The sequence below is a fragment of the Bradyrhizobium sp. SZCCHNPS1003 genome, from assembly GCF_032381555.1.
GTDB lineage: Bacteria > Pseudomonadota > Alphaproteobacteria > Rhizobiales > Xanthobacteraceae > Bradyrhizobium.
On record NZ_JAUHIU010000011.1, the window covers coordinates 75492 to 97522 of the forward strand.

A 22031-nucleotide genomic window follows, 5' to 3' on the forward strand; every position below is an offset into this window, starting at 1 on the left:
CGCGTCCGCCTTTGCGGCGTCGTCATCGACATCGTTGAACGGAGCTGATCATGAGCGTGACCGCCGCCGGCATTTCCTCGATGGCGACGAGGCAGATCCTCGCTGAGCTCGCCGCCGCCTATGAGGAGGCGACCGGCGAGGTGATCACGATCGAATCCGTCGGCGGCGTCGATGCCGCCAAGCGCATCCGCGCCGGCGAAGCGTTCGACTTCGCGGTGCTCGCCTCGGATGCGCTGCAGAAGCTCGAGGCCGACGGCCATCTCGTGCCCGGCAGCATCATCGAGATCGCGGAATCACCGATGGCGATGGCGGTGCGCGCGGGCGCCGCGAAGCCAGATCCGTTGGACGAGGCCGCCGTGCGCAAGGCGATGGAGAATGCCAAGGCGATCGGCATCTCCACGGGCCCGAGCGGAACGCACGTGCAGAAGCTCGCCCGCGACTGGGGCCTGGAAGGCGAGGGCGCGTCGCGCCTGGTCCAGGCCAAGCCGGGCATTCCGGTTGCAAAACTGCTCGCCGATGGCGAGGTCGAGGTCGGCTTCCAGCAGCTCAGCGAGATGCTCGGCGCGCCTGGCATCGACATCGTCGGCCTGCTGCCCGCGTCGCTGCAGCCCGGCACCGTGTTCGCGGCGGCGTTGTGCAAGGCCGGCGCGCATACCGAGGCGGCGCGGGCCTTCATCGAATATCTCGTCTCGGAGGAGACCGCCGAAACCAAGCGCCAGCACGGCATGACGCCGGTGTGAGGCGCCGGCTCCACAGCCCGCGAAAAAATCCGATCGCCGCGTGTCGTCTCGGCCTTGTCCCGATCGTCTTCCAACCGAACAATCGGGAAGGAGACGGCGGATGAGCACATCGTACTATCGCTGGGTGATCGTGGCGGCCGGGGGCGTGCTCGGCTGCGTCGCCGTCGGCGGCCTGTTCTCGCTGCCGGTGTTCCTCAAGCCGATGGCCGCCGAGACCGGGTGGTCGGTCGCGGGGATCTCCACCGCGATGACGATCGGCTTCCTGGCGATGGCCGTCACCAGCATGGGCTGGGGCACGCTGTCCGACCGCATCGGCCCGCGTCCCGTGCTGCTGATCGGATCGATCCTGCTCGCCGTCAGCCTGCTGCTGGCAAGCCTGACATCCTCGCTGTTGGCGTTCCAACTGCTGTTCGGCCTGATCGCAGGCATCGCGACAGCGGCGATCTTCCCGCCGGTCATGGCGACCGTCACCGGCTGGTTCGACACCCATCGCAGCCTCGCGGTGTCGCTGGTCTCGGCCGGCATGGGCGTGGCGCCGATGACGATGTCGCCGCTCGCGGCCTGGCTCGTCTCCAGCTACGACTGGCGGACCGCGATGCAGTGCATCGCCGCGATCGTGGCCGCCATCATGATTCCCACGTCGCTGCTCGTGGGCCGTCCGCCATCGTCCGCGCCCGGCGACGCCGTCGCGTCGGGTCCCGCCGCCGGGCCGGCCGAGATGACGCGATCGGCGGCGCTGCGCTCGCCGCAGTTCCTGATCCTGCTCGCCACCAACTTCTTCTGCTGCGCCACGCATTCCGGCCCCATCATCCACACCGTGAGCTACGCCGTCACCTGCGGCATCCCGCTGATGGCGGCGGTGACGATCTACAGCATCGAGGGGCTCGCCGGGCTCGGCGGCCGCATCGCCTTCGGCCTGCTCGGCGACCGCTTCGGCGCCAAGCGGGTACTCGTTCTCGGCCTGCTCGCGCAGGCGTTCGGCGCGCTCGCCTACGTGGTCGTGCGCGACCTCGCCGCGTTCTATGCGGTCGCGGCGACCTTCGGCTTCCTCTATGCCGGCACCATGCCGCTCTACGCCGCGATCGCGCGTGACAATTTTCCGCAAGGCATCATGGGCACGGTGATCGGCGGCACGGCGATGGCCGGCAGCCTCGGCATGGCGACCGGCCCGCTGGCCGGCGGCCTGATCTACGACAGCTTTGCGAGCTACACTTGGCTCTATGTCGGCTCGTGGGTGATGGGCCTCGGCGCTGTCATGATGATGATGACCTTCCGGCCGTTTCCCAAGCCGACGTCGCAGCCTGGCGCCGTGCCCATGCAAGCGCCGGCCTGACGCTGCTGCATCGCACCTTCACGCGCGCCGTCGGAATCGAACAACAACGCTTGATCCCCCGGCAGGAACCGTGATGTCGCAGCCGGGTTGGGCGAGCGTGGAGTTCAACCGGATAGAGATCGGATACATGAAGAAGACCCAACTCGCCATTGCCACCCTCGTCGCCGCCACCCTCGCCGCCGTCCCGCTCGCCGCCCAAGCGAAGCACCACAAGAAGCACAACGCCGCGACGTCGACCACCTCGTCGCAGACCACCGGCAGCAACATGAAGTCCGGCCGCGATTCCACCTCGTCGAGCCAGGGCAATGTCGGCCCGGGCACGAACCAGGCGGGAAGCATGGGGAAGTAGGACGGATTCGTCCGTCGGATTCAGCGTCGGAGTGCCCGGTGCCCGGGCTTTCCGACGCGCGATGGCGCTCCGCGCAGCGATGCAAGACGACGCGCTCCACGTAGCGGGACGCACGAAACCACGGGAGCGAACAAACGTTGCGACCACCAATCGGCCTCGCCAATCGGGCGATGGATCCCGATCAGCAAAACCCGATCACTTCGAGGCTTCCTTGATCTTGTGATCCAAATGCCCGGTGCCGTGGTCCCGGCGCAACTGGCTCAGCGACGTCTCGTTGAGCTGCAGCAGCACGTCACTGAGCTTCGTCGAATCCGGATAGCCGGCCGCAAACGACTTCCCGTAGATCTTGCGCAACGTGGCGACCAACGTATTGCCGTGCTTCCTGCTGATCTCGCCATCCTTGTCCCGATGGCGGCCGTCGAGTCCCGGTTCCTTCATGCGTCTCTCCCCATGATGCGACTTGCGCGCTTGGGGAGGAGCCTGCGCTCAATTCGCCCGATTGGCAACGCTGCAGCGCGAAGAAGCGAGAGTGAACAGTATTCTTGGATGCCTTCGCTCTGCATCTATCATCCTCTGTCAGGCGGTGGCGGTGTTAACTATTCCGTCCGCGGTTCGCTCAGCTACCCTACAGGTGGGCTAGGCGCGGCAGTCGTGGTCATGGCAGCGGATGCTGGTCTTCTCGGTGACGTGCTCGGAGCTGGCGAATAGTAAGGATAGAAATTCTGCTCGATGGTCCGCTGCAGGTACTTGTAGCGCGTCTTGTTTGAAAGGCCGGTTTCATCCCTGTTGCGTGAGTAGAATTTGCAGTTTTGGGATGTCGCCCAGTCGGCAAGGTTCCGGGTAGCCGCGGCGAAATCTCGTTCATTGATCTCGATGCCACGCATAAAATGATCCCATCATCTTTCCAAGCCGGATCTTTCGATCGGGTTTGGGCGCATCGCTGACCCGAATCCCGCGATCGCCGAACGTGATATCGAAGATGTATTCCGCTTGTCCCGTCGGCGTCCTCCAGCAAGATGGATAGGCGAGGCCGTTTCCATTTCGGCGCATTAGATTGAGCACGTCGAGGTGATACCTCTCCCGTTCAGCTTCCGCCGTTGCAAGTTTTTGGGCAACTTCAGATAGCGGCTTGATCTGGCTCCGCTGCGGATCTTTGCCTAAGGGCTGAGAACATCGACCGCACGCTTCAGAACGGCCGGCGGATCATTGGGACCGATTTCCGACGCCTGCGCGGTGGAAAACGAGTGGAGTGTCTGCGCGCTGTCGAGGCCGAGTGACTTAAACAGCTCAGATTGCTCAGCCCGCTTGGCTGCCTCCCCTTTGAGGGCTGACTTTTCCGCTTCGAAGTCTGGGAGCCGTTCGAAACGCTCAACGAGCGCCGCACGCCGGTGATATCGACCGCGCCACCTACATACAGTACTTGCTGAAGCGGCTTCAGCTGCTCTTCAGCCGCATTAGCTCTGTCCCGCCAAATCTTGAGTTCGGCTGTAAGCGTGAGCAGGAGCAGGATCTCCGCCAAAGTTAGCGCGAGAATGAGGCCCCGGCGCTGTTCGCGTTCACGGATGGGAGACGCGGTCAATCGCAGTGCGACTCAAGACGCTTGACGGGGTGAGAAAACGGATCACGCCATAGATCCCGTACCTCGCGGGGACAGCTACAAGCCCAGCGCCCTCCAATGGCTTCTTGGCGATAGGAAACCACTGAGCCTTCGTGTCTATCCGATGAACGAGGACAACGAGATGCTCCACGCCGCCGGCTTTTGCATCACGATTGGCCTCAGCGATGGAGAGCTCCACTCGGCAAACGACAATTGAAGAAGGATGTCGAAACAGTATCACGTTGAGGTTGTATTGAGAAGGCTTGGGTGTAAAATCTTTACGATGCCAGATTTCCGATGGGAGCGACGGGCTTCCCAATAGTTCTACTGGCTGAGAGAGGGTTGTGCCGGCATGCCTCTCATTGTCTATCCGCATTGCGACATGCACGTCGCGCTGAAGAAGCCCGCGACCAAAGTGCTGCCGTTCCGCGTGTTCGACCAGGATTTGCCGAACGGGTCGACGACCTACACGCTGACCGACGTCACCGCGGACTGCAATTTTCGGATCCTGGCGCCGTACAACCCGGTCGGCTCCCGGCTGACCAGCTTCGTGACGATCGATCCTGCGGCGCGCACCATCACCGGCGACGACGTCGGCACCAATCTCTTGGTGATCGAATATGGACCCGGTTACGTCGTCGCGCGTATCCAGGTGCACGACGATGTGCTCGGCTGGTGGTTCGGCAACTCCTCGATCACCACGGCGCTGCATCCGACGGTCGCCCACAGCCAGCCGACGCTGTGCGCGCTGTTCAGCGACGATCCGACCGGGACCGATCTCGTCGGCGACATCACCGGGCACGGCTTCGTCACGCTCAGCTCGGCCAGCCCCGGCACCTTCGTGGTAGCAAATACGAACAATGAGGGACGATTGAGGGGCGTGAGCGAGGGGCCGGCCCAGCTCGACGGCAGCTTCCTCGGTGTCAACCAGAGCCTGCCGGTGAAGGTGGTCGACTACGCCAAGACTCGCGACAACATCTCGACGGTGCGCGCCGGCGACCTCGGCAATGCCGCCGAGATGCACAACATCCTGTTCCTCGCCGAGGGCTTTCGCGCGTCCGAGAAGGACAAGTTCGACAAGATCGTGCAGGAAGCGGCGGACGGTCTGTTCTCGCAGAAGCGCCACGAGCCCTACGGCACGCTCGCGGGCAGCTTCAACGTATTCAAGGCCTTCCAGGCGTCGGAAGAGCAGGCGGTGACCTGCGGCTGGCGCGTCAACGACGAGGAGACCTCGGAGCTCGGCAGGGGCGGACCGATTCCGTGGAATTACAGCGTTTCGGACGACAAGAGCATCTACGAGGTCGACGAGCTCGTGGCCCGCGTCGGCCTGCCGCTCCGCAACGAGACTGCGACGCCGGCGCAATTGAAGGCGCGCTGGGCGGGCCAGTCGCTGCCCAACTACGACGCGGCGAAGGTCAACGACACCCTGATCGAAGCGTGGAGGAAGCAGAAATCGCTCGGCATCCTGGAGGCACGTGACACCTTCTACGGCCTGATGCTCGGCTCCCGCTGGGGCGACCAGGCGGCGAAGTCCGGGGCCGCTTTGACGATGCCGGCGGCGGATGCGGCGGGCGATGCCAACCTCGCGCCCCTGATCGCCCGCGCCTATCAGTTCTTCAAGCCGGCCAGCGCCACACGGCACCTTGCCCCGGATCCGCGCCGGCACCCGCCGGAGCTCGCTAGGAACGGCCGCGCGAACGTTGCGGCGCCGATCATGGCCTACCTGTCCGGACTGCGGCTCGGGTCGTCGCCGCACACCGCGCTGGGCGCCGAGTGGATACCGGACGGCACCTTCAAGCGCAGCCGCGGCCTGATCGCCATGATCACCAACGAGGACATGATCGGCGGCACCAATTTCAACCAGTCGACCGTGACCGCCAATTCGCTGCAGAGCCTGAAGACGCTCGACTTCGAATATCCGGCGACCAACACGGCGACGAAGAAAGTGATGCGGCGCAAGCCTGCCAGCGACATCGACGCCGACCTCACCGATATCATCGACACGGTTGCGCACGAATTCGGCCATTCCTTCAATCTCGGCGACGAATACGAAACGAGCGCCGAGGACAATGCGACCGCTTCGAGCGAGCACGACAACATCGTCGCGCTCGCCGGCATCTTTCAGGATCCGAACTACGCCGCCAATCACTCCCGTCTGGTCGATCCGTCCAAGGTGAAATGGTTCGAACTTCTCAGGGTCCAGCTTTCGGCCAAGCTGACCCAGGCTTCGACCCAGCAGGGTGGCTCGATCGAGGTCAGGATCGACCCGCGCCAGATCCCGCGCTGGGTGCAGGCGAAGGCGGCCGGCCGGCAGGCGTTTCTCCGCCGCATCCAGATCACGGCGATCGGCCAGCAACTGCCACTCACGTTCACCGCTTCCGATTACCTCGTCAGACTCGACATCGGCGACATCGACCAGAACCTCGGCTCGATCCGGCTTGGCGGGCTGGAATTGCCGCCGGCGCCGTTTCCCGTGTTTCCGAAAGGCTCGCTGCTGTTCGTGCCGCGCCGCGACGATGCGGACGCGCTGGTCTATGTGGTGGAAAAGAAGGTGCGCGACTTCATCACAGGCAACCATCTGCCGCTCAACAAGGATACCGACACCGCTCATGTGAACGACGAGGGCGACGACCCGAAGGACATCCAGAATTTCAAGCCGCCATGCAAGGCGCAGCGGCTGGTCGGCCTGTACGAAGGCGCAAACAACTTCACCGGGCTGGTCTATCGTCCGGCCGGCGACTGCAAGATGCGGAACAACAGCGGCACTTTTTGCCATGTCTGCAAATGGCTGATCACCAACCGCGTCGATCCCGCGCTGCACGACGTCGTCGACCGCGAATTCTATCCGGAGGCCAAGAAAAATGGCTGAACCGGGCGCCCTCGAAACGATCGTCGCCGAGATCGGCAAGCTGCTGCTGCCGCTGCGGGCGGCGGTGGAGTCGCCGGCCGCATTCCAGGGCCTGCTGCTCAAGCTGGGCTGGGATTCCGACGTGATTCCGAAGCCGATCGCCGATCTCGCGGTCGACTTGCAGCTGCTGTTCGATCGGCTCCAGGCGCTGGTCGGCGGCGGGCTGTCGCTCGACGGCGAAGTGGCGTCCGACGGCGAGACGACGGTCGTGTCCGGATCGCTCGAAGACGCCTTCAAGACCATCGAGGCGATCGCCGGCGTCGTGCAGGCGATCGACGACCTCGTCTCGGCGCCCGGCGGTGCATTTTCGGCGACGCTGAACGCCGATAATTTCAAGGGCGAGTTTCCGGGACAGCTCGTCGGCTATCTCTTCATCACCTATCTGCGCAACCATCATCCGGGCATCGGTTTCGCGCTGCAGGCGCTCGGCGTCATCCGCACCCGCTACACCGCGCCCGCCGGCAACCGCCCGGACTACATCGACTACAAGTTCAGTTTCCCGGACCTGCCGAAGATCGTCTCCGACCCGGTGACGCTGTTCGAGAACGCCTTCGGCTGGGGCACCGACAGCTTCGACTTCTCCAGCTTTGCGCGGCAGATCGACAGCCTCGCGGCCGGGCTCGGGCTCGATGTCCGGATGGTGGAGGTGCCGGATCGGGTCGCGCTCGCGCTCGAAGGCGGCCCCCCGACCGGGCGCGCCGCCGTGCGCAAACGGCTGCGCTTGGTGTTCTTCGAGCGGGCGCGCGACGCGGGACGGCTATCGGCCGAGCTCGGACTGTTCCCGCTGCCGAAGTCCGGGAGCAAGAAGCCGGGCTTCGCGCTGCTGCCGTCTTTCAGCGGGCTGCTGTCGGTGCGGATGCAGCTCGGTCCGACGATCGCGGTGACGATCTCGAGCGACCTCGATCTCACCGGCGGTGTCGGCCTGATGGTGCGGCCGGGCAGCGGCATCGACATGGTGATCGGCTTCGCAGGCAGCGGCGCGCCGACGTCGGCCAAGGGCACCGCGCGCGTCGAAGTGGAATACTCCGCCGCCTCCGGCAGCCCGACCATCGTTCTCGGCACCGGCGAGGGCACGCGGCTCGAATACCAATCGGTGAGCGGTGCCGGCGGTTTCACGCTGGTGGCAGGCAAGGACGTCGAGGTGTTCGCCGAGGCGGACCTCAAGGGCCTCGCTTTCGTCCTCGACGCGTCCGGCTCGGACGGCTTCATCTCGACCATCCTGTCGGGTATCTCGACGCGGTTCGAGTTCGATCTCGGCCTCGGCGTCGCCTATCCGCGCGGCGTGTATTTCCGCGGCACCTCGCATCTCGAGATCCAGATCCCAGCGCATATCGACCTCGGTCCGATCCAGGTGCAGGGACTGACGCTCGCGGTGACACCGTCGGGTGACGGCCTCCCGATCGATATCGGCGCGACGCTGAAGGCGGCGCTCGGTCCGCTGGTCGCGGTGGTGGAAAACATCGGGCTGCGGACCGATCTCGCTTTTCCGGGGAGCGGCGGCAATCTCGGCCCGATCGATCTATCCTTCGGGTTCAAGCCACCGAACGGCGTCGGGCTGTCGATCGATGCCGGGGCGGTGAAGGGCGGCGGCTATCTCTTCATCGATCCGGACCGCGGCGAATATGCCGGCGCGCTGGAACTGAAGATCCTCGACTTCCTCTCGGTGACGGCAATCGGCGTCATCACCACCAAGATGCCGGACGGGTCAAAGGGCTTTTCCTTCATCGCCATCATCACGGTCGAGTTCAATCCCGGATTGCAGCTCGGTTTCGGCTTCACCCTGCTGGGAGTCGGCGGACTGGTCGGGCTCAACCGCTCGATGGATCTCGACGCGCTAGTCAACGGCGTGCGCGCCGGCTCGCTGGACTCTGTGCTATTCCCGCACGACGTCGTCGCCAACGCGCACCGGATCATCTCCGACCTCCGCACCTTCTTCCCGCCCGAGCAGGGGACCTTCCTCATCGGCCCGATGGCGAAGTTCGGCTGGGGCACGCCGACGCTGATCAGCCTGTCGCTCGGGATCATCATCGAGATTCCCGGCAACATCGCCATCATCGGCAAGCTGACGGTGGCGATCCCGGACGAGCGGCTGCCGCTCATCATCATCCAGGTCGCCTTCATGGGCGCGATCGAATTCGACAAGAAGCGCGGCTGGTTCTTCGCCATCCTGTACGAATCCCGCGTAATCTTCATGCCGCTCGACGGCGGCATGGGCGTACTCGCGTCGTTCGGCGGCGACGCCACTTTCATCGTCTCCGTCGGCGGCTTCCACCCGGCCTACAATCCACCGGCGCTGCCGTTCCCGCCGATCCCCCGGATCGCGATCAACATCCTCAACACGCCGGTGGCCCGCATCCGGGTCGACGCCTATTTCGCGGTGACGTCGAACACCGTGCAGTTCGGCGCACATGCGGAGCTGTATTTCGGCGTCTCGATCGCCAACATCGAGGGCCATCTCGCCTTCGACGCGCTGTTCCAGTTCTCGCCGTTCTATTTCATCATCACGATCTCTGCCTCGCTGTCGGTGAAGCTGTTCGGCGCGGGGCTGTTCAGTATCCGCTTCCGCGGCTCGCTCGAAGGCACATCGCCCTGGCACGTCGAGGGCACCGGGAGCATCTCGCTGCTGTTCTGGGACGTCGACGTCGACTTCTCCCACACCTGGGGCGACAAGGAGGACACCAGTCTGCCGCCGGTCTCCGTGCTGCCCCTGCTGGTGGCGGAATACTCGAAGGCTGAGAACTGGACTGCCGCGCTGCAGAACAGCAGCAGGCTGTTGGTGACGCTCAAGACCGTGGACGCGGGCTCGGACCTTGTCCTGCATCCGGTCGGTTCGCTCAAGATCACCCAGCGTGCGATCCCGCTCGGCATCACCCTCGACAAGATCGGCGCGCAGCGCCCGGACGACGCCAATTACTTCTCCGTCGCGACCGCGACGTCGGGAATCGAGAAGCGCGCCACCATTCGGGAGTCGTTCGCGATCGCCCAGTTCAAGGACCTCAAGGACGGCGAGAAGCTCAGCGCGTCCGACTACGAGGCCGAGGAGGCGGGGCTGGAGCTGTCGGTCACTGGCAACCAGGCAAGGACCAGCTATGTCACCAAGCGCATCGCCCGCTACGAAGAGATCATCGTCGACAACAATTTCAAGCGGGCACGCCGGCGCTTCGTCACGCTCATCTCCGGGCTGTTCACGCACTTCCTGGCCAACAACGCCGTGGCGCGGTCCGAGATCTCGGCGAAGTCGCGCGATCTGAAGCACGCATTCGACGACAAGATCGCGGTCGATCAGGCGTCCTATGTGGTGGTGAGCCTGGCCGACAATTCGCCGATCGCCGGCGCGCCTGCGTCGTTCCAATCGCGCGCCAGCGCCGGTGAATTCATGGCGGCGGAGACGCGGAGCAATCCGAACTTCGCCAGCGAGGCCCATATCGTGCGCCCGCACGAGATGAAGCGCGCGGCGTAGCGGAGGCACGATGATGGCGGGCGATCCGGCGAGGCGGCGGGGAGGGACGGGATGAGCGATACGATCGGCACCTATTCCTTCCTACCCTGGCTGCGGCTCGGCGTGGCGAACAACATCACGGCGGCCGACAACGACAACTCGGTGTCGCTGCGCGCGACGATCAAGGTCGACTTGTCGCTGGCCGGGCGGCCGGTCCAGGGCGACACGGATCTGACGGCGACGATTTCGCGCGACGTCGCGCTCTATGGTCCCGGCGACATCGTCGGCATCGATCCGAAGGCGGTGGTGAAGGTGGAGCCGCGCGACTGGATCACCAATTTCGAGCCGAACTACCTGCCCTTCGTTGAGTTCTACGACGAGGATTTTCCGTGGCGCTACACGCCAGCGGCGCCGGACGAGTCGCGCCACCGGCTGCGCCCGTGGCTCGCACTCCTAGTGCTCGAGGTGGAGGAGTTCAAGGAAGTCGCGGTGTCGTCGGCGCGGCCGCTGCCGGCGATCGAGGTGACGGGCGATCCGGCCTCGGTATTCCCGCCCGCCGACCAGCTTTGGGCCTGGGCGCACGTCCACGTCAACCGCGACCTGATCCAGCAGGACGGCGTGGTGGAATCGACCAATGCGGACCAGGCGAGGGCGCGACTGGAGAGCCTGCTGGCCAGCAATCCGGACTACGCCTATTCGCGCGTCCTGTCGCCGCGTCAGTTGGAGCCGAATACGTCCTACCATGCATTCGTGGTGCCGACCTTCGAGAGCGGCCGTCTCGCCGGCCTCGGAATTGCGCCGGCGGCGAATCCCGCACTCTTCGCCACCCTGTCGGCCTGGGCGGACTATACCGACCGGCCGTTCCCGACGCTGCATCCGGTGTACAAGCGGTGGTACTTCAAGACTGGGACGGTGGGCGATTTCGAGTACCTCGTCCGCCTGTTGAAGCCGCGTCCGCCGGACTCGCGGCTCGGCCGCCGCGACATGGACACGCAGACGCCCGGCTCCGGGATGCCGCCCATCGCGGTCGCCGGGCTCCACGGGGTGCTGCGGCTCGGCGGCGCGCTCAAGGTGCCGGACGAGGCGCTGACCGGCGCGCAGGAGGCGGAGGCTGCGGCCTACGAGGGCTGGGATGAACCCTACGCGCACGAATTCGAGAAGGCGCTGGCGGGCTTCGTCAACCTGACCGACGACTATGCCCGCGAAGGCGCGCCCGACCCGGTGATCACGCCGCCGCTGTACGGCCGCTGGCACGCGCTCACCGAACGGCTGCTTGAGGAGGCAGACGGCAGCGACGCGCCGCAGCCGCGCAACTGGGTGCACGAGCTCAATCTGGACCCGCGGTTTCGCGTTCCCGCCGCGTTCGGCACGGCGGTCGTGCAGAAGAACCAGGAGGCCTATATGGACGCCGCCTGGGACCAGGTCGGTGACATCCTCGCGGCGAACCGGCGGATCAGGCTGGCGCAATTCGCCAAGGCGGCGGCCGCGATCTGGCATGCGCGCCATCTCGGGCCGCTGAAGGATCTCAGCGCGGAACGCGGGCTCACGATGATGGCGCCGGTGCAGCGCCGGGTGATCGCCGACGGCTTCACGCTGCGCCATCGGCTCAAGGAAAGCACGGTGCCCCGCGCGGCGCTGTCTGCGCCGTTCCGGCGCGCGGTCCGGCCGCGCGACCACATCGCGGCGACGCTCGGCTTCGACTCGCCGAAAGGCGCCGAAGAGCTGCTGGAGAAGATCAATCGCGGCGAGGTCAGCGCGGCGCCGCCGCGGGTCACCCCGGAAGCCTTGCCGGCGGTGGAGGATGTCGCCGCGCAGCTTCAGCCGAAGTCGCTGCCCGCGGAGCTGACCGACTGGCTCGCCAAGCACCGCTGGGCGAAGTGGGTATTACTGGTCGTTCTGCTGCTGGTCGCCGTGCTGCTGCTGGCCGTCGCCATTCCGCTCGCGATCATGGTCGCGGTAGCGGCGCTGGCGCTGTTCCGATGGCTGGTGCGGCTGGAGAAGCAGGCCGGCATCGCGACCGGCGTGTTGCCGCAAGGGGCTTCGCCCGACATCATCGACGCGCTGCCTGGCTTTCCGTCTTTCACCATCCGCGATCCCGATCCCGCCGCGCCTGAGCCGGTCGGCGGCGCTTCGTCCGCCGACAGTCCGGAGGCGGCGCGCTTCAAACTAGCCCTCAAGGACCTCAACCGGCTGCTCACGGTCAGCGCCGATCTCGGCAAGCCGCCGTTGCGCAAGCCGATCGACATCGCCGCGCTCGGAGCGTCGACCTTCGCTGCGATTGATCCCGACAAGACGGTGCCCGCCTTCACCTTCTCCTCGATCGCCATTCCGCCGCGAGTGCTGGCCATCAACGGGATCGCGACGCTGCTGCAGCCGGAAGTGTTCAAGCCGGTGATGGCATATCCGGAAATCGACCTGCCGATGTACAAGCCGCTTCTCGGCCTGTCCGACGAGCACTTCCTGCCGAACATCGACAAGATTCCGCAGAACACGATCACGCTGCTCGAGACCAATCAGCGTTTCATCGAGGCCTACATGGTCGGCCTCAACCATGAATTCGCCCGCGAGCTGCTGTGGCGTGAATATCCCACCGACCAGCGCGGCAGCTGCTTCCGCCAATTCTGGGACCCGAGCGGCGTGATCGACCGGGAGGGCCTGTCGAAGGACGAACTGCGCGAAAAGCTCCGCGATATTCCGCCGCTCCACACCTGGTCGCTGTTCTCCAAGCTAGGCGATCACGACCATCGCGAGAAGCCGGGTGAGAACGAGGAGGAAGTCGTCCTCGTCATCCGCGGCGAGCTGCTGAAGAAATATCCCACCGCGGTGATCTACGCCCAGAAGGCGCGCTGGCAGCGCGACGACGGCGGCGCGATCAATCCCCGCGTCGAGCGGGTGCTGGAGACCGACGGTCCGGTGGAAGACCGCCTGCGCACACCGCTCTACGAAGCCAAGGTCGATCCCGACATCACCTTCATTGGCTTCGACCTGACCTCGAAGGAGGCAAAGGGAGGCACCGGCCGCGGCAATTCGACGGCGCCGGGCTGGTTCTTCGTCATCAAGGAGCGGCCCGGCGAGCCGCGCTTCGGCCTTGATATTTCTCGCGACGGGCCGCTCAACGTCTGGAACGACCTCGCCTGGCCTGACGTGCTGTCCGACGCCGACAAGGGCTTTCTGCAGATCAGGCCGGGCGGGCCGACGCTCACCCTGGACGATCCGGTGGCGCCGGAGCTGCAGGAGAAGAAACAACAGTACGACGAGGACAAGGCGCTACGCTGGCATCCGGACAGCAACTCCGCGGAGCTCGCCTACATCCTCTACCAGGTTCCCGTGCTGGTCGCGGTGCACGGCAGCGAGATGCTGCCGAACTGATCGCGCAGCGGACACGACAGGGGGCGGCGGAGGCGAAATGTCCGAGTTCGATGATATCCGCAAGGAGCTAGAAGCGTCGCGCGCCGCGGTCGATGCGACGTCGCGCGAGATCGGCCGGCTTCGCCAGACCCGCGCGCGGCTGATCCGCGACCGCGCACGGGCCGAGCGCGTCAGCAAGGGCGCCGACGATCCGGCGCTGGCGGCGATCGACAAGGAGATCAAGGCGGCGGCCTCCGAGATCGAGCGGCTGGGCGGTGCGCTGAAGGTGGCGAAGGACGAAGTGGTCCGCAATATCGGGCTGTTCGCGAACTTCACCGACCCGCGCCGCAACATCGGCCTGCTGTCCGATCAGACGCCGATCCTGCTGATGCCGCTGCGGATCGAAACGCGCTTCAAGCAAGCGACGGAATTCGGCGGCGACCGCGACGAGCTGTGGGTCCGGGCTTATCCGGACGACATCGCGGTCGACAGCTTCGAGGAGGCGTTGTCGGAAGACGAGGTGAAGCGCGCCCAGGCTTATTGGGCCGACGTCTGGCGGGCGAACCGCGACACCGCCGGGGAGCGGGCCGCCTGGCGAACGCTGCTGAGCGGACAGGGCTCGGGGCGGTCCTACTACGTGACCCAGACTCATCGCCCGCTCAACGAGGCCGCGCGACCGGCCAGGGTGGAAGGCGTGCCGACCGTGATCCTGACGGTGGTGACCAGCGCGCCGCTGGTCGATCCCGAGCGAGGTGCGGTCAGCACGTTCTGGACGGCGCTGTGGCGCGCGGGGACGGATGCGGCCGCGCAGATGAACGCGATCGCCGCGCTGGACAACGCGCTCGGCGCCGAGCGCGCCGCGGCGGTCCGTGAGGCGTACCGGCCGCGGAATCTCGCCGACGCGCCGCCCGAGGGCGCGGATCGCACGACCACCACGGTCATCGCCGCGTATCTGGAGTTTCCCGCCGCGGACGCCACGCCGATGCGCGAGATCGGCTGGTCGCAGCCGGCGACCGCCCGGACCTTGCCTGATCGCCTCGTCCTGCTCGGCTACAACGGCGGAACGCTCGAACTCGAGCAGCTCGGAAAGCCGATTCCATCGCCGCTGCCGGTCACGCCGTCGCCGACCGGAACGGACGACGCATCGGTCGCGCACGACGGCGACGACATCAAGTTCGGTCCGGAGCTCGAATGGGTGCGCAACTTCGACCGCGCCGTCGAGATCGGCATGGGATTCCGGGTGCCGCTAACGCCGCCCGCCTTCCGCCGTGGCTTCGATCAGTTGATGGTGCTCGGTGTGCGGCTCGGGGCCGATGCAGACGCCGGCCGGGTCGCGCTGGAGCAGTTGTTCACCCATCATCATCAGTCGAAGGCGGGGTTCTCGATCCTGCCGCAGGGCCAGCCGACCAACAACGTCGAGGGCGAGGGCGCCGCCTACAGCTGGCGCGAGGAGTCCGACGTCAGCTTCGATCACTACTTCGGCACTCCGCCCCTGGACCCCGACGGATGGTTCGAGCGGACAGACGGACGCTGCCTCGCCGCCACGCTCGGTCTCGATCCGGCCGCGCTGGCGGCGATCCCCTTCTACCATCGCCACGACGTCAACGACGCCCGCGCCATGAACACGGCGCTGTGGCCGGCCACGCTCGGTTACTTCATGGAGAGCATGCTTCATCCGGTCTTCGACGATTCGACGGTGGAGCGGACCCGCGACTTCTTCGTCCGGCACGTGTCGGCACGCGGGCCGATGCCCACGATCCGCGTCGGTCGTCAGCCCTACGGCATCCTGCCGGCGACGCCGCGCTCGCGCATCCAGTGGATCTTCGCGGGGGCGAACGTCGCAGTCGGGGCCGCGCACGCGCCGGATGATCCGGAACTTCGGTTCCTGACGCGGTTGTATCAGTTGTTGCGCAAGGTCGAGGCCGATCTCGAGCCGCTGATGTCGCGGGTGTCGTACATCGGCAAGCCGGACGGCGACCGTCATCAGATACTGCTCGATGTCCTCGGCCTGCACGCCGGATCGGTGGAATTCCAGCAGCGCTTCGCCGAAAGCTTCAAGGAACTGTACAACCGCCTCGCGATGCAGGGGGCGGGCGGCGCCTTGGTCGCGCTCCTGCTCGCCGCGGGCTATGTTGGAAGCGGGCTCGATCTGCTGAAGCAGCTCGGCTACACGCCGCCCGAGGGGATCGAGGTGCCGGACATCCTTGAGAAACTCTTTCTCAAGGCGCCCAACCAGCTCAAGGGCCCGCTGATCGACGACCGTCCGTTGTCGGAGACCGAGCAGATCCGCGCCTACACCGCCGGCGGCGACAACTACATCGGCTGGCTGATCAAGGCTGCGGCGACCTCCCACGACGCGCTGCGGCTGCAGCAGGGCTTCACCCAGCGCCCGAACGCGCTGCTGTATCTCATGCTGCATCACGCGCTCGACCTGAGCTTCGTCGAGACCAGCATCCGCCTGTTCTTCAATGCCGGGCTGATCGGCGAGACCGAGCTGAAGGCGGCGCGGCGCGAGCCGAAGTTCTTCCAGGTCGAGGAGGCGAGCCTCGCCGTGCCGGCTGCGGCCGGCGGCAGCCGCTGGCGCTACCTCCACCGCAGCGACGCCGCGGTCACCGGAACGGGACTGAGGACGGTCGGCGAGTTCATCCCGACGGTGCTGACCTCGATGGTCGCCACCGCGTATCTCAAGCGCCAGCTCGATGCGCTCGAACGGCTGAAGAGGTCCCCGACGGCGGTTCTGGAACGGGTGTTCGCCGAGCATCTCGACCTCTGCACCTACCGGTTCGACGCCTGGTACGGCGGCATCATGAGCCGCCAACTGGAGCGGATGCGCTATCCGAACGGTGCCGGCCAGGGGACCGCCCAGCCGGGCGCACCGACCGGCGAGGCGAAGACCGGAATCTATCTCGGCGCCTATGGCTGGCTCGAGAACGTCAAGCCGGAGTTCAAGAAGCTGACGGCGGTCGAGCTGCCGGCAAACCTCGCGGCGATCTTCGCCGATCCGGATGCGCCGCAGCTGATGCGCGACCGCAGCAACCAGGGCTACATCCACGCGCCGTCGCTGAACCAAGCGGTGACCGCCGCGGTGCTGCGCAACGGCTATCTGTCCAACGCCACGCCCGACAATCCCGGCAGCCTCGCCGTCAATCTCAGCTCGGAACGAGTCCGCATCGCGCTGTCGATCATCGAGGGAATGAAGGGCGAGCAGAGCCTCGGCGCGCTGCTCGGCTATCAGTTCGAGCGCGGCCTGCACGATCGCCACGACGTCGAAGTGGACGGGTTCATCTACGACCTCCGCAAGGTGTTCCCGCTGGTCGGCGACCGGCTGGCTCCGACGCGTACCGGCCGGCTCGACGCGTTCGGTCGGCGACTGCGGATCAACCGGGTGGAGGCGCGCAACGTCATCGACGGCCTTGCTTTGGTCGAGCACATCAAGACCAGCGGAGTGAGCAGCTACCCGTTCGGCCACGATGCCGACCTGCCGGCGGCGAGCCCGCAGCAGGCCGCGGCGATCACCGCCGAGGCCGCGCGGATTGCCGACATCGCCGACGCGGTCGCCGACCTCGCGATGGCAGAGAGCGTGCATCAGGTGGTGCAGGGCAATTACGACCGCGCCGGCGCCGTGCTCGACACCTACTCCAAGGGAAAATTCCCGGCGACCCCCGACGTGGTGCGTACGCCGCGGTCGGGGGTGACGCTGACCCATCGGGTGGCGCTGCATCTCAAGGCCGGGCTCGACCCGAACGACGGCGCGCTGACATCGCCGCGGGCGAAGGCGGAGCCTGCGCTCAACGCCTGGCTCGCGGGCATTCTGCCGCCGCCGGCAGCGGTCGCCTGCTCGGTGACGGTCACCGACCCGCTCGATCTCTCCTCCGTCGCCTACAACGTGACGCAGGCCGATCTCGGCCTGCTGCCGATCGACCTGCTGTATCTGCTCGATCCGGACAACGATCCGGCCGCCAAGGCGCTCGACGATCTGATCGAAGCGCATGTGATCGCCGTCCATCCGTCGCGCCCGGACGCAATGCTGACGATCGCCTACCGCGAGAGGATCGCGGCGATCGCCGGGCATGTGCCGCTGTTCGAGCTGTCGGCGTTGATGCGGCATCTCAGAAGCCTGCTGCTGCGTTCGCGTCCGCTCAAGGCGAGCGACATGGCGATGGCCGGCGAGGCGAACGAGGCCGTCGATCTTGACGCGGCGCTCGCGCGCGAGCGGGCGACGCTGCCGCGCGATCTGCTCGCCGCGCGGCTTGCGGATCTCGACGCCTTCCGTACGGCGCTGCAGGCCCGCCTCGACGCCAAGCAGGAGGCCCAAATCGCCACGGAGATCGAGCAGACGATCACCGGCTTCGTGTCGGTGATGCAGGGTCTCGGTCCGTTCGCGGCGCTGCAGACCGGTACCGGTGCCGTCTACGCCGACCGGCGGCGGATCTTCGCCCAGTTGCACGCCGCACTCGCCGGCTACATCGCTCGATGGACCAGGCAGCTCGCCGAGTTCGACGCACGCATAGTCGCCTACGACGCTGATTCCGGCGCGCCGGACGCGGCGAAGTTCCTGGCGCTGCGGGTGGCCGAAAAGCTGATCGCGACCACGGCGACCGACCCTCTACCGGCGCAGCCGGACGATTTCCGCGACGATCTCATGAGCGGCAAGCGCGCCGCCTTCGTTGGACAGCGCGCCGTTCTGATCGTGCTCTACGACAATGCGTCCGATCTCGCCGCCCTGCATGACGGCATCGAGGCGTCGAAGGCTGCGAACGCCGCGTTCGACGCGGCGGCGATCGACATCGCGGCACAGCGCACGGCGATCGTCGCGCTCGCAGAGGACATGGCGAAGCGCACCGCCGCGCTCGCGCTCGAGCTGACGACGCGGCTGCCGGCGATCCAGGCCCGGCTCGATCAATACGATGCCGCGGCGGAGGCGAAGAACAAGATCGAGGCGTTGACCGCGGCGGCGAAGCTGCTGTTCGGCGAAGATTTCAAGATCGTTCCGGATTTCGGCCTGCCGGCGGCGCAGGCCGGTGAATGGAGCAACGCCTGGGGCGCGGGCGCGCAGGCGGACGAGACCATTCTCGGGTTCGTCAAGACGACGATCGGACGCCGCTTTCCGCTCGACGACTGGTTCACGGGTGTCGCGCGGGTGCGGTCGAAGCTGCACGGTCTGGAAGCTTCGCAGCATCTCGCCGACGCGTTCACGGGGGCGGGCGTCGCGCTGCAGGCGCTGCAATTTCCGCATCGCCCCGAGTTGCCGTGGCTCGGACTCGAATTCCCGGAGACCGATGCCGACGGAAAGCCGTTCGTGATCGACGAGGACAAGCTGCTCTATACGGCGCATTTCGCCGAAAGCTTCGATCCGGCGCGGCGGCAACTCGGGCTGTTGCTCGACGAGTGGACCGAAGTGATCCCGCGCCCGACCGAGGATACCGGTCTGGCGTTCCACTTCGACCGGCCAAACGCCGAGCCGCCGCAGACTCTGCTGCTGGCGCTGCCGCCGAAATTTGTCGGCTCGTGGCAGTGGCAGGATCTCGTCGACACGGTGCGCGAGACGATGGACCTCGCCAAGAAGCGCGCGATCGAGCCCGACCACGTCGACACGACCGCCTATGCCCGCTTCCTGCCGGCGCTGGTGTCCGCCGTGGCCTTCCATCCGATCACGGCCTCGCTCAACTTCGCTTTCAACAACAACCTCGCCGCGGTGCTGGCCGAGACGGAGACGGGCAATGGCTGACTATGTCGCGGTTCAGAACCTCTCCGCCGTGTTCTCCGGCAAGGTGAAGCTGCCCACCATCACGTTGTGGAACAGGCTCGAGGGTCGCCCACGCACGCACGACTTCGACCGCGCGCTCAAGGCCGAGGTCCGTGATCCGCTGTGGCTGCTGACGAAGCAGTGGCAGATGGGCGAGTTTCAGGGCGACGACGCCGGCTCGCCCGTCGTCGCCAAGGTGCACATCGAGACCACCGAACTGACGAAATACCGCGCGGCCGGCAATCCGCCGGAAGCGTTCGCCGACGACGTGCCGCTCGAAGCCAAGGTCGAGCGGCGGCCGATCCCGTTCCGTCTCGCCGGCCAGAAGATCGCGTTCGATCTCCGCATCGCCCTGGGCCGGCGCTGGCTGAAGCTCGTCGCCGGCATCGAGCCGGGGCTTGCCCAGCAATTCATCGCGGCGCTGCCGGTCGCCATGCCAGATCCCGCGCTCAAGGCCGATGCGCCGGTCGCCGCCCATCGCGAAGCCTGGCAGACGATGGCGGCGCTGGCCGGCCGGTCGATGGACGGCTACGACCTCGTCGAGCATCTGACGGCCGCGCCCGGCAATCACGCGCACGACCTCGTCGTGCTCGGCAATCCGGCCAGCGCCGCTGCGATCGAGACGGCCGAGGCGGAATTCCTTGGCTGGTACCGGGAGGCGTTCTACCAGTCCGCCGCGGGGGCCGCCGATGCCTGGCTGCCCGATCGCCTCGAATACGCCTTCGCCGCGTCGGCGCCCAAGGCGGGCGGCGAGAAGCTCGTGGTCGCCGACGAATACTTCCAGGGGCATCTCGACTGGTACAATTTCGACGTCGACGCCTCCGGCGCAGGACTCGGTGACCTGGCGGACGCGCCGCCGCCGGCCGCCGTCGAGACGACCTTTACGGCGTCGTTCATCCCGGCGCCGATCCAGTTCGACGGCATGCCGAACACACGCTGGTGGACCTTTGAGGAGGGACGAACGAATTTCGGCGACATTGATCCGGAGACGACGGACGTCAACAAGCTGCTGCTGATCGAATTCGGCCTCGTCTACGCCAACGATTGGTTTTTGATGCCGTTCACGGTGCCGGCCGGGACGATCACCCGGGTCGCCGGCATGAGCGTGACCAACGTCTTCGGCGAGCGGATCTGGGTCGAAGCCGCGGGCAAGGGCGGGGACGCGGATTGGCAACGCTGGTCGATGTTTACGCTGGCGACGAAGGGGAGCGACGACATTCCCGCCGATCTCAGCCTTTTCATCGTGCCCAGCGTGCCGAAGATCCAGGAGAGCGAGCCGCTGGAGTCGGTGGAACTGTTCCGCGACGAGATGGCCAACATGGTGTGGGGTGTCGAGTCGCGGGTGATGTTGGCTTCGGGCGACAGCAAGAGCGGGCGCAGCGCCGCGCTCGACACCCGCCGCTATTTCCGTCGCCTGGTGGAGGAGAGCCTGCCGCCGGGCCCGCCACCTGCGCCGCCGATTGAGAACGACGCCGCGATCCGCTATCGGCTGATGAGCGAGATGCCGGAGAACTGGATTCCATTCATCCCGGTGCACATCGACAACGACAGCCGCGAGATCCAGCTGCGTCGCGCAGCAATGCTGCGGGTCATCGACCGCGACCCGGATCCGCCGGTGCGCGTCGAACCTCGCACCGATCTGCTGCGCCACGGTCTCGACCTCCCGCAGCAGCAGGGCTACAATCTCCATGAGGAGGAGGTGCCGCGCGCGGGCATTCGTGTCACCCAGAGCTTCCAGCGCACGCGCTGGTACAACGGCCGCACTTTCGTCTGGCTCGGCATCCGCAAGGAGACCGATCGCGGCGAGCGGTCGAGCAGGCTCGCTTTCGACGCGATCCTTCCGAAGCGGAAGGCATGAACGCATGAAACGTCACCGTCGAAATATAGCGGTGGCGCGGCCGCCGGAGATGGAGGGTTGAACGGGCGCGCGCCATTCCCAAGTCGGCAATTTCTCGCGCGACGGCAGACGCTCGGCGCCCCAAGATTACGTAGCGGCCGGCAAGTGTTATCCGAAGACCCATTCCCGACCTCAGCGCTTCCTTCATGACAGAAGCAATGGAGAGCCAGCACGAGGAACACCGTTCAAGGTTGAGCGCGGAGAAGTTCGCCTTGATTGTTCCGAATCGAGAGTCACTGCGTTATTGTACGTTGCGGCCTGAGCCTCTTCGGCAGAGGCCATAGCCATAAGGGCAGAGATCACGCGGCATCGCTTCTAGCATGGGCAACCGCCGGTTCTGCTCAAACCTGGTGACGGGTAGTCCCACCGCAGGCCGTCTCAGCCGGGCTCGTGACTTCTGTGCAGCCCCGTCATCAAGGCTGCAATCACGCTTATCAACGCGTTCGTACCATGGTCATTCAAGAACGAATCTCTAAGTCATAGTTGTCATGGCACCCTAGTCTGCCACGTGGAGCGCGACGATGGTGCTGGTTGGTGACACCGTCGCACTTAAGGGGAGAACGCTGATCGACACTCCGAAGTTTGGATCCCTTGAAGCCGTCGAATCCGCTAAAGCTCGACAAAGATTCGCAGGCTTGCCTAGCATTCGTCAATTCAGCACGAGAATTCAGTGA

At 66.0% G+C, this 22031-nt stretch carries 9 protein-coding genes; 8 read left to right on the plus strand and 1 reads right to left on the minus strand.

The window, feature by feature from the left end; genetic code table 11:
- Window positions 1–50: 50 nt before the first annotated feature.
- The 3 genes from QX126_RS19325 (at window position 51) to QX126_RS19335 (ending at window position 2422) form a co-directional block, all read left to right on the plus strand.
- Window positions 51–740, plus strand: a complete 690-nt coding sequence (locus QX126_RS19325; protein WP_315782969.1) for a substrate-binding domain-containing protein — start codon at window positions 51–53, stop codon at window positions 738–740.
- A gap of 100 nt (window positions 741–840) precedes the next feature.
- Complete coding sequence (locus QX126_RS19330; protein WP_315782971.1) at window positions 841–2073, plus strand: MFS transporter; 1233 nt, start codon at window positions 841–843, stop codon at window positions 2071–2073.
- 127 nt (window positions 2074–2200) lie between these two features.
- Window positions 2201–2422, plus strand: a complete 222-nt coding sequence (locus tag QX126_RS19335; protein ID WP_315716269.1) for a hypothetical protein — start codon at window positions 2201–2203, stop codon at window positions 2420–2422.
- A gap of 195 nt (window positions 2423–2617) precedes the next feature.
- On the opposite strand, the gene QX126_RS19340 is transcribed toward QX126_RS19335, so the two are convergent.
- Window positions 2618–2860, minus strand: a complete 243-nt coding sequence (locus QX126_RS19340) for a hypothetical protein (protein WP_315736152.1) — start codon at window positions 2858–2860, stop codon at window positions 2618–2620.
- Window positions 2861–4371: 1511 nt separating this feature from the next.
- Between QX126_RS19340 and QX126_RS19345 the strand changes: the two genes are divergently transcribed.
- Genes QX126_RS19345 through QX126_RS19365 form a run of 5 tightly spaced genes read left to right on the plus strand, consistent with a single transcriptional unit; the run spans window position 4372 to window position 21318 of the window.
- Window positions 4372–6888, plus strand: a complete 2517-nt coding sequence (locus QX126_RS19345; protein WP_315782973.1) for a M64 family metallopeptidase — start codon at window positions 4372–4374, stop codon at window positions 6886–6888.
- A complete protein-coding gene (locus QX126_RS19350; protein ID WP_315782975.1) occupies window positions 6881–10387 on the plus strand; it encodes a DUF6603 domain-containing protein in 3507 nt (1168 codons plus the stop codon). The genes QX126_RS19345 and QX126_RS19350 overlap by 8 nt, the downstream gene beginning before the upstream one ends.
- Before the next feature lie 51 nt (window positions 10388–10438).
- The gene (locus tag QX126_RS19355; protein WP_315782977.1) at window positions 10439–13735 is read left to right on the plus strand and encodes a hypothetical protein; all 3297 of its coding nucleotides are present in this window, start codon (window positions 10439–10441) and stop codon (window positions 13733–13735) included.
- Between the two features lie 37 nt (window positions 13736–13772).
- Window positions 13773–19442, plus strand: coding sequence for a hypothetical protein (locus QX126_RS19360; protein WP_315782979.1), 5670 nt, complete (start codon window positions 13773–13775; stop codon window positions 19440–19442).
- Window positions 19435–21318 carry a hypothetical protein gene (locus QX126_RS19365; protein WP_315736158.1) on the plus strand — a complete coding sequence of 628 codons (1884 nt, stop codon included), beginning with the start codon at window positions 19435–19437 and terminating at the stop codon, window positions 21316–21318. Before QX126_RS19360 ends, QX126_RS19365 begins: the two co-directional genes overlap by 8 nt.
- Window positions 21319–22031: the final 713 nt, after the last annotated feature.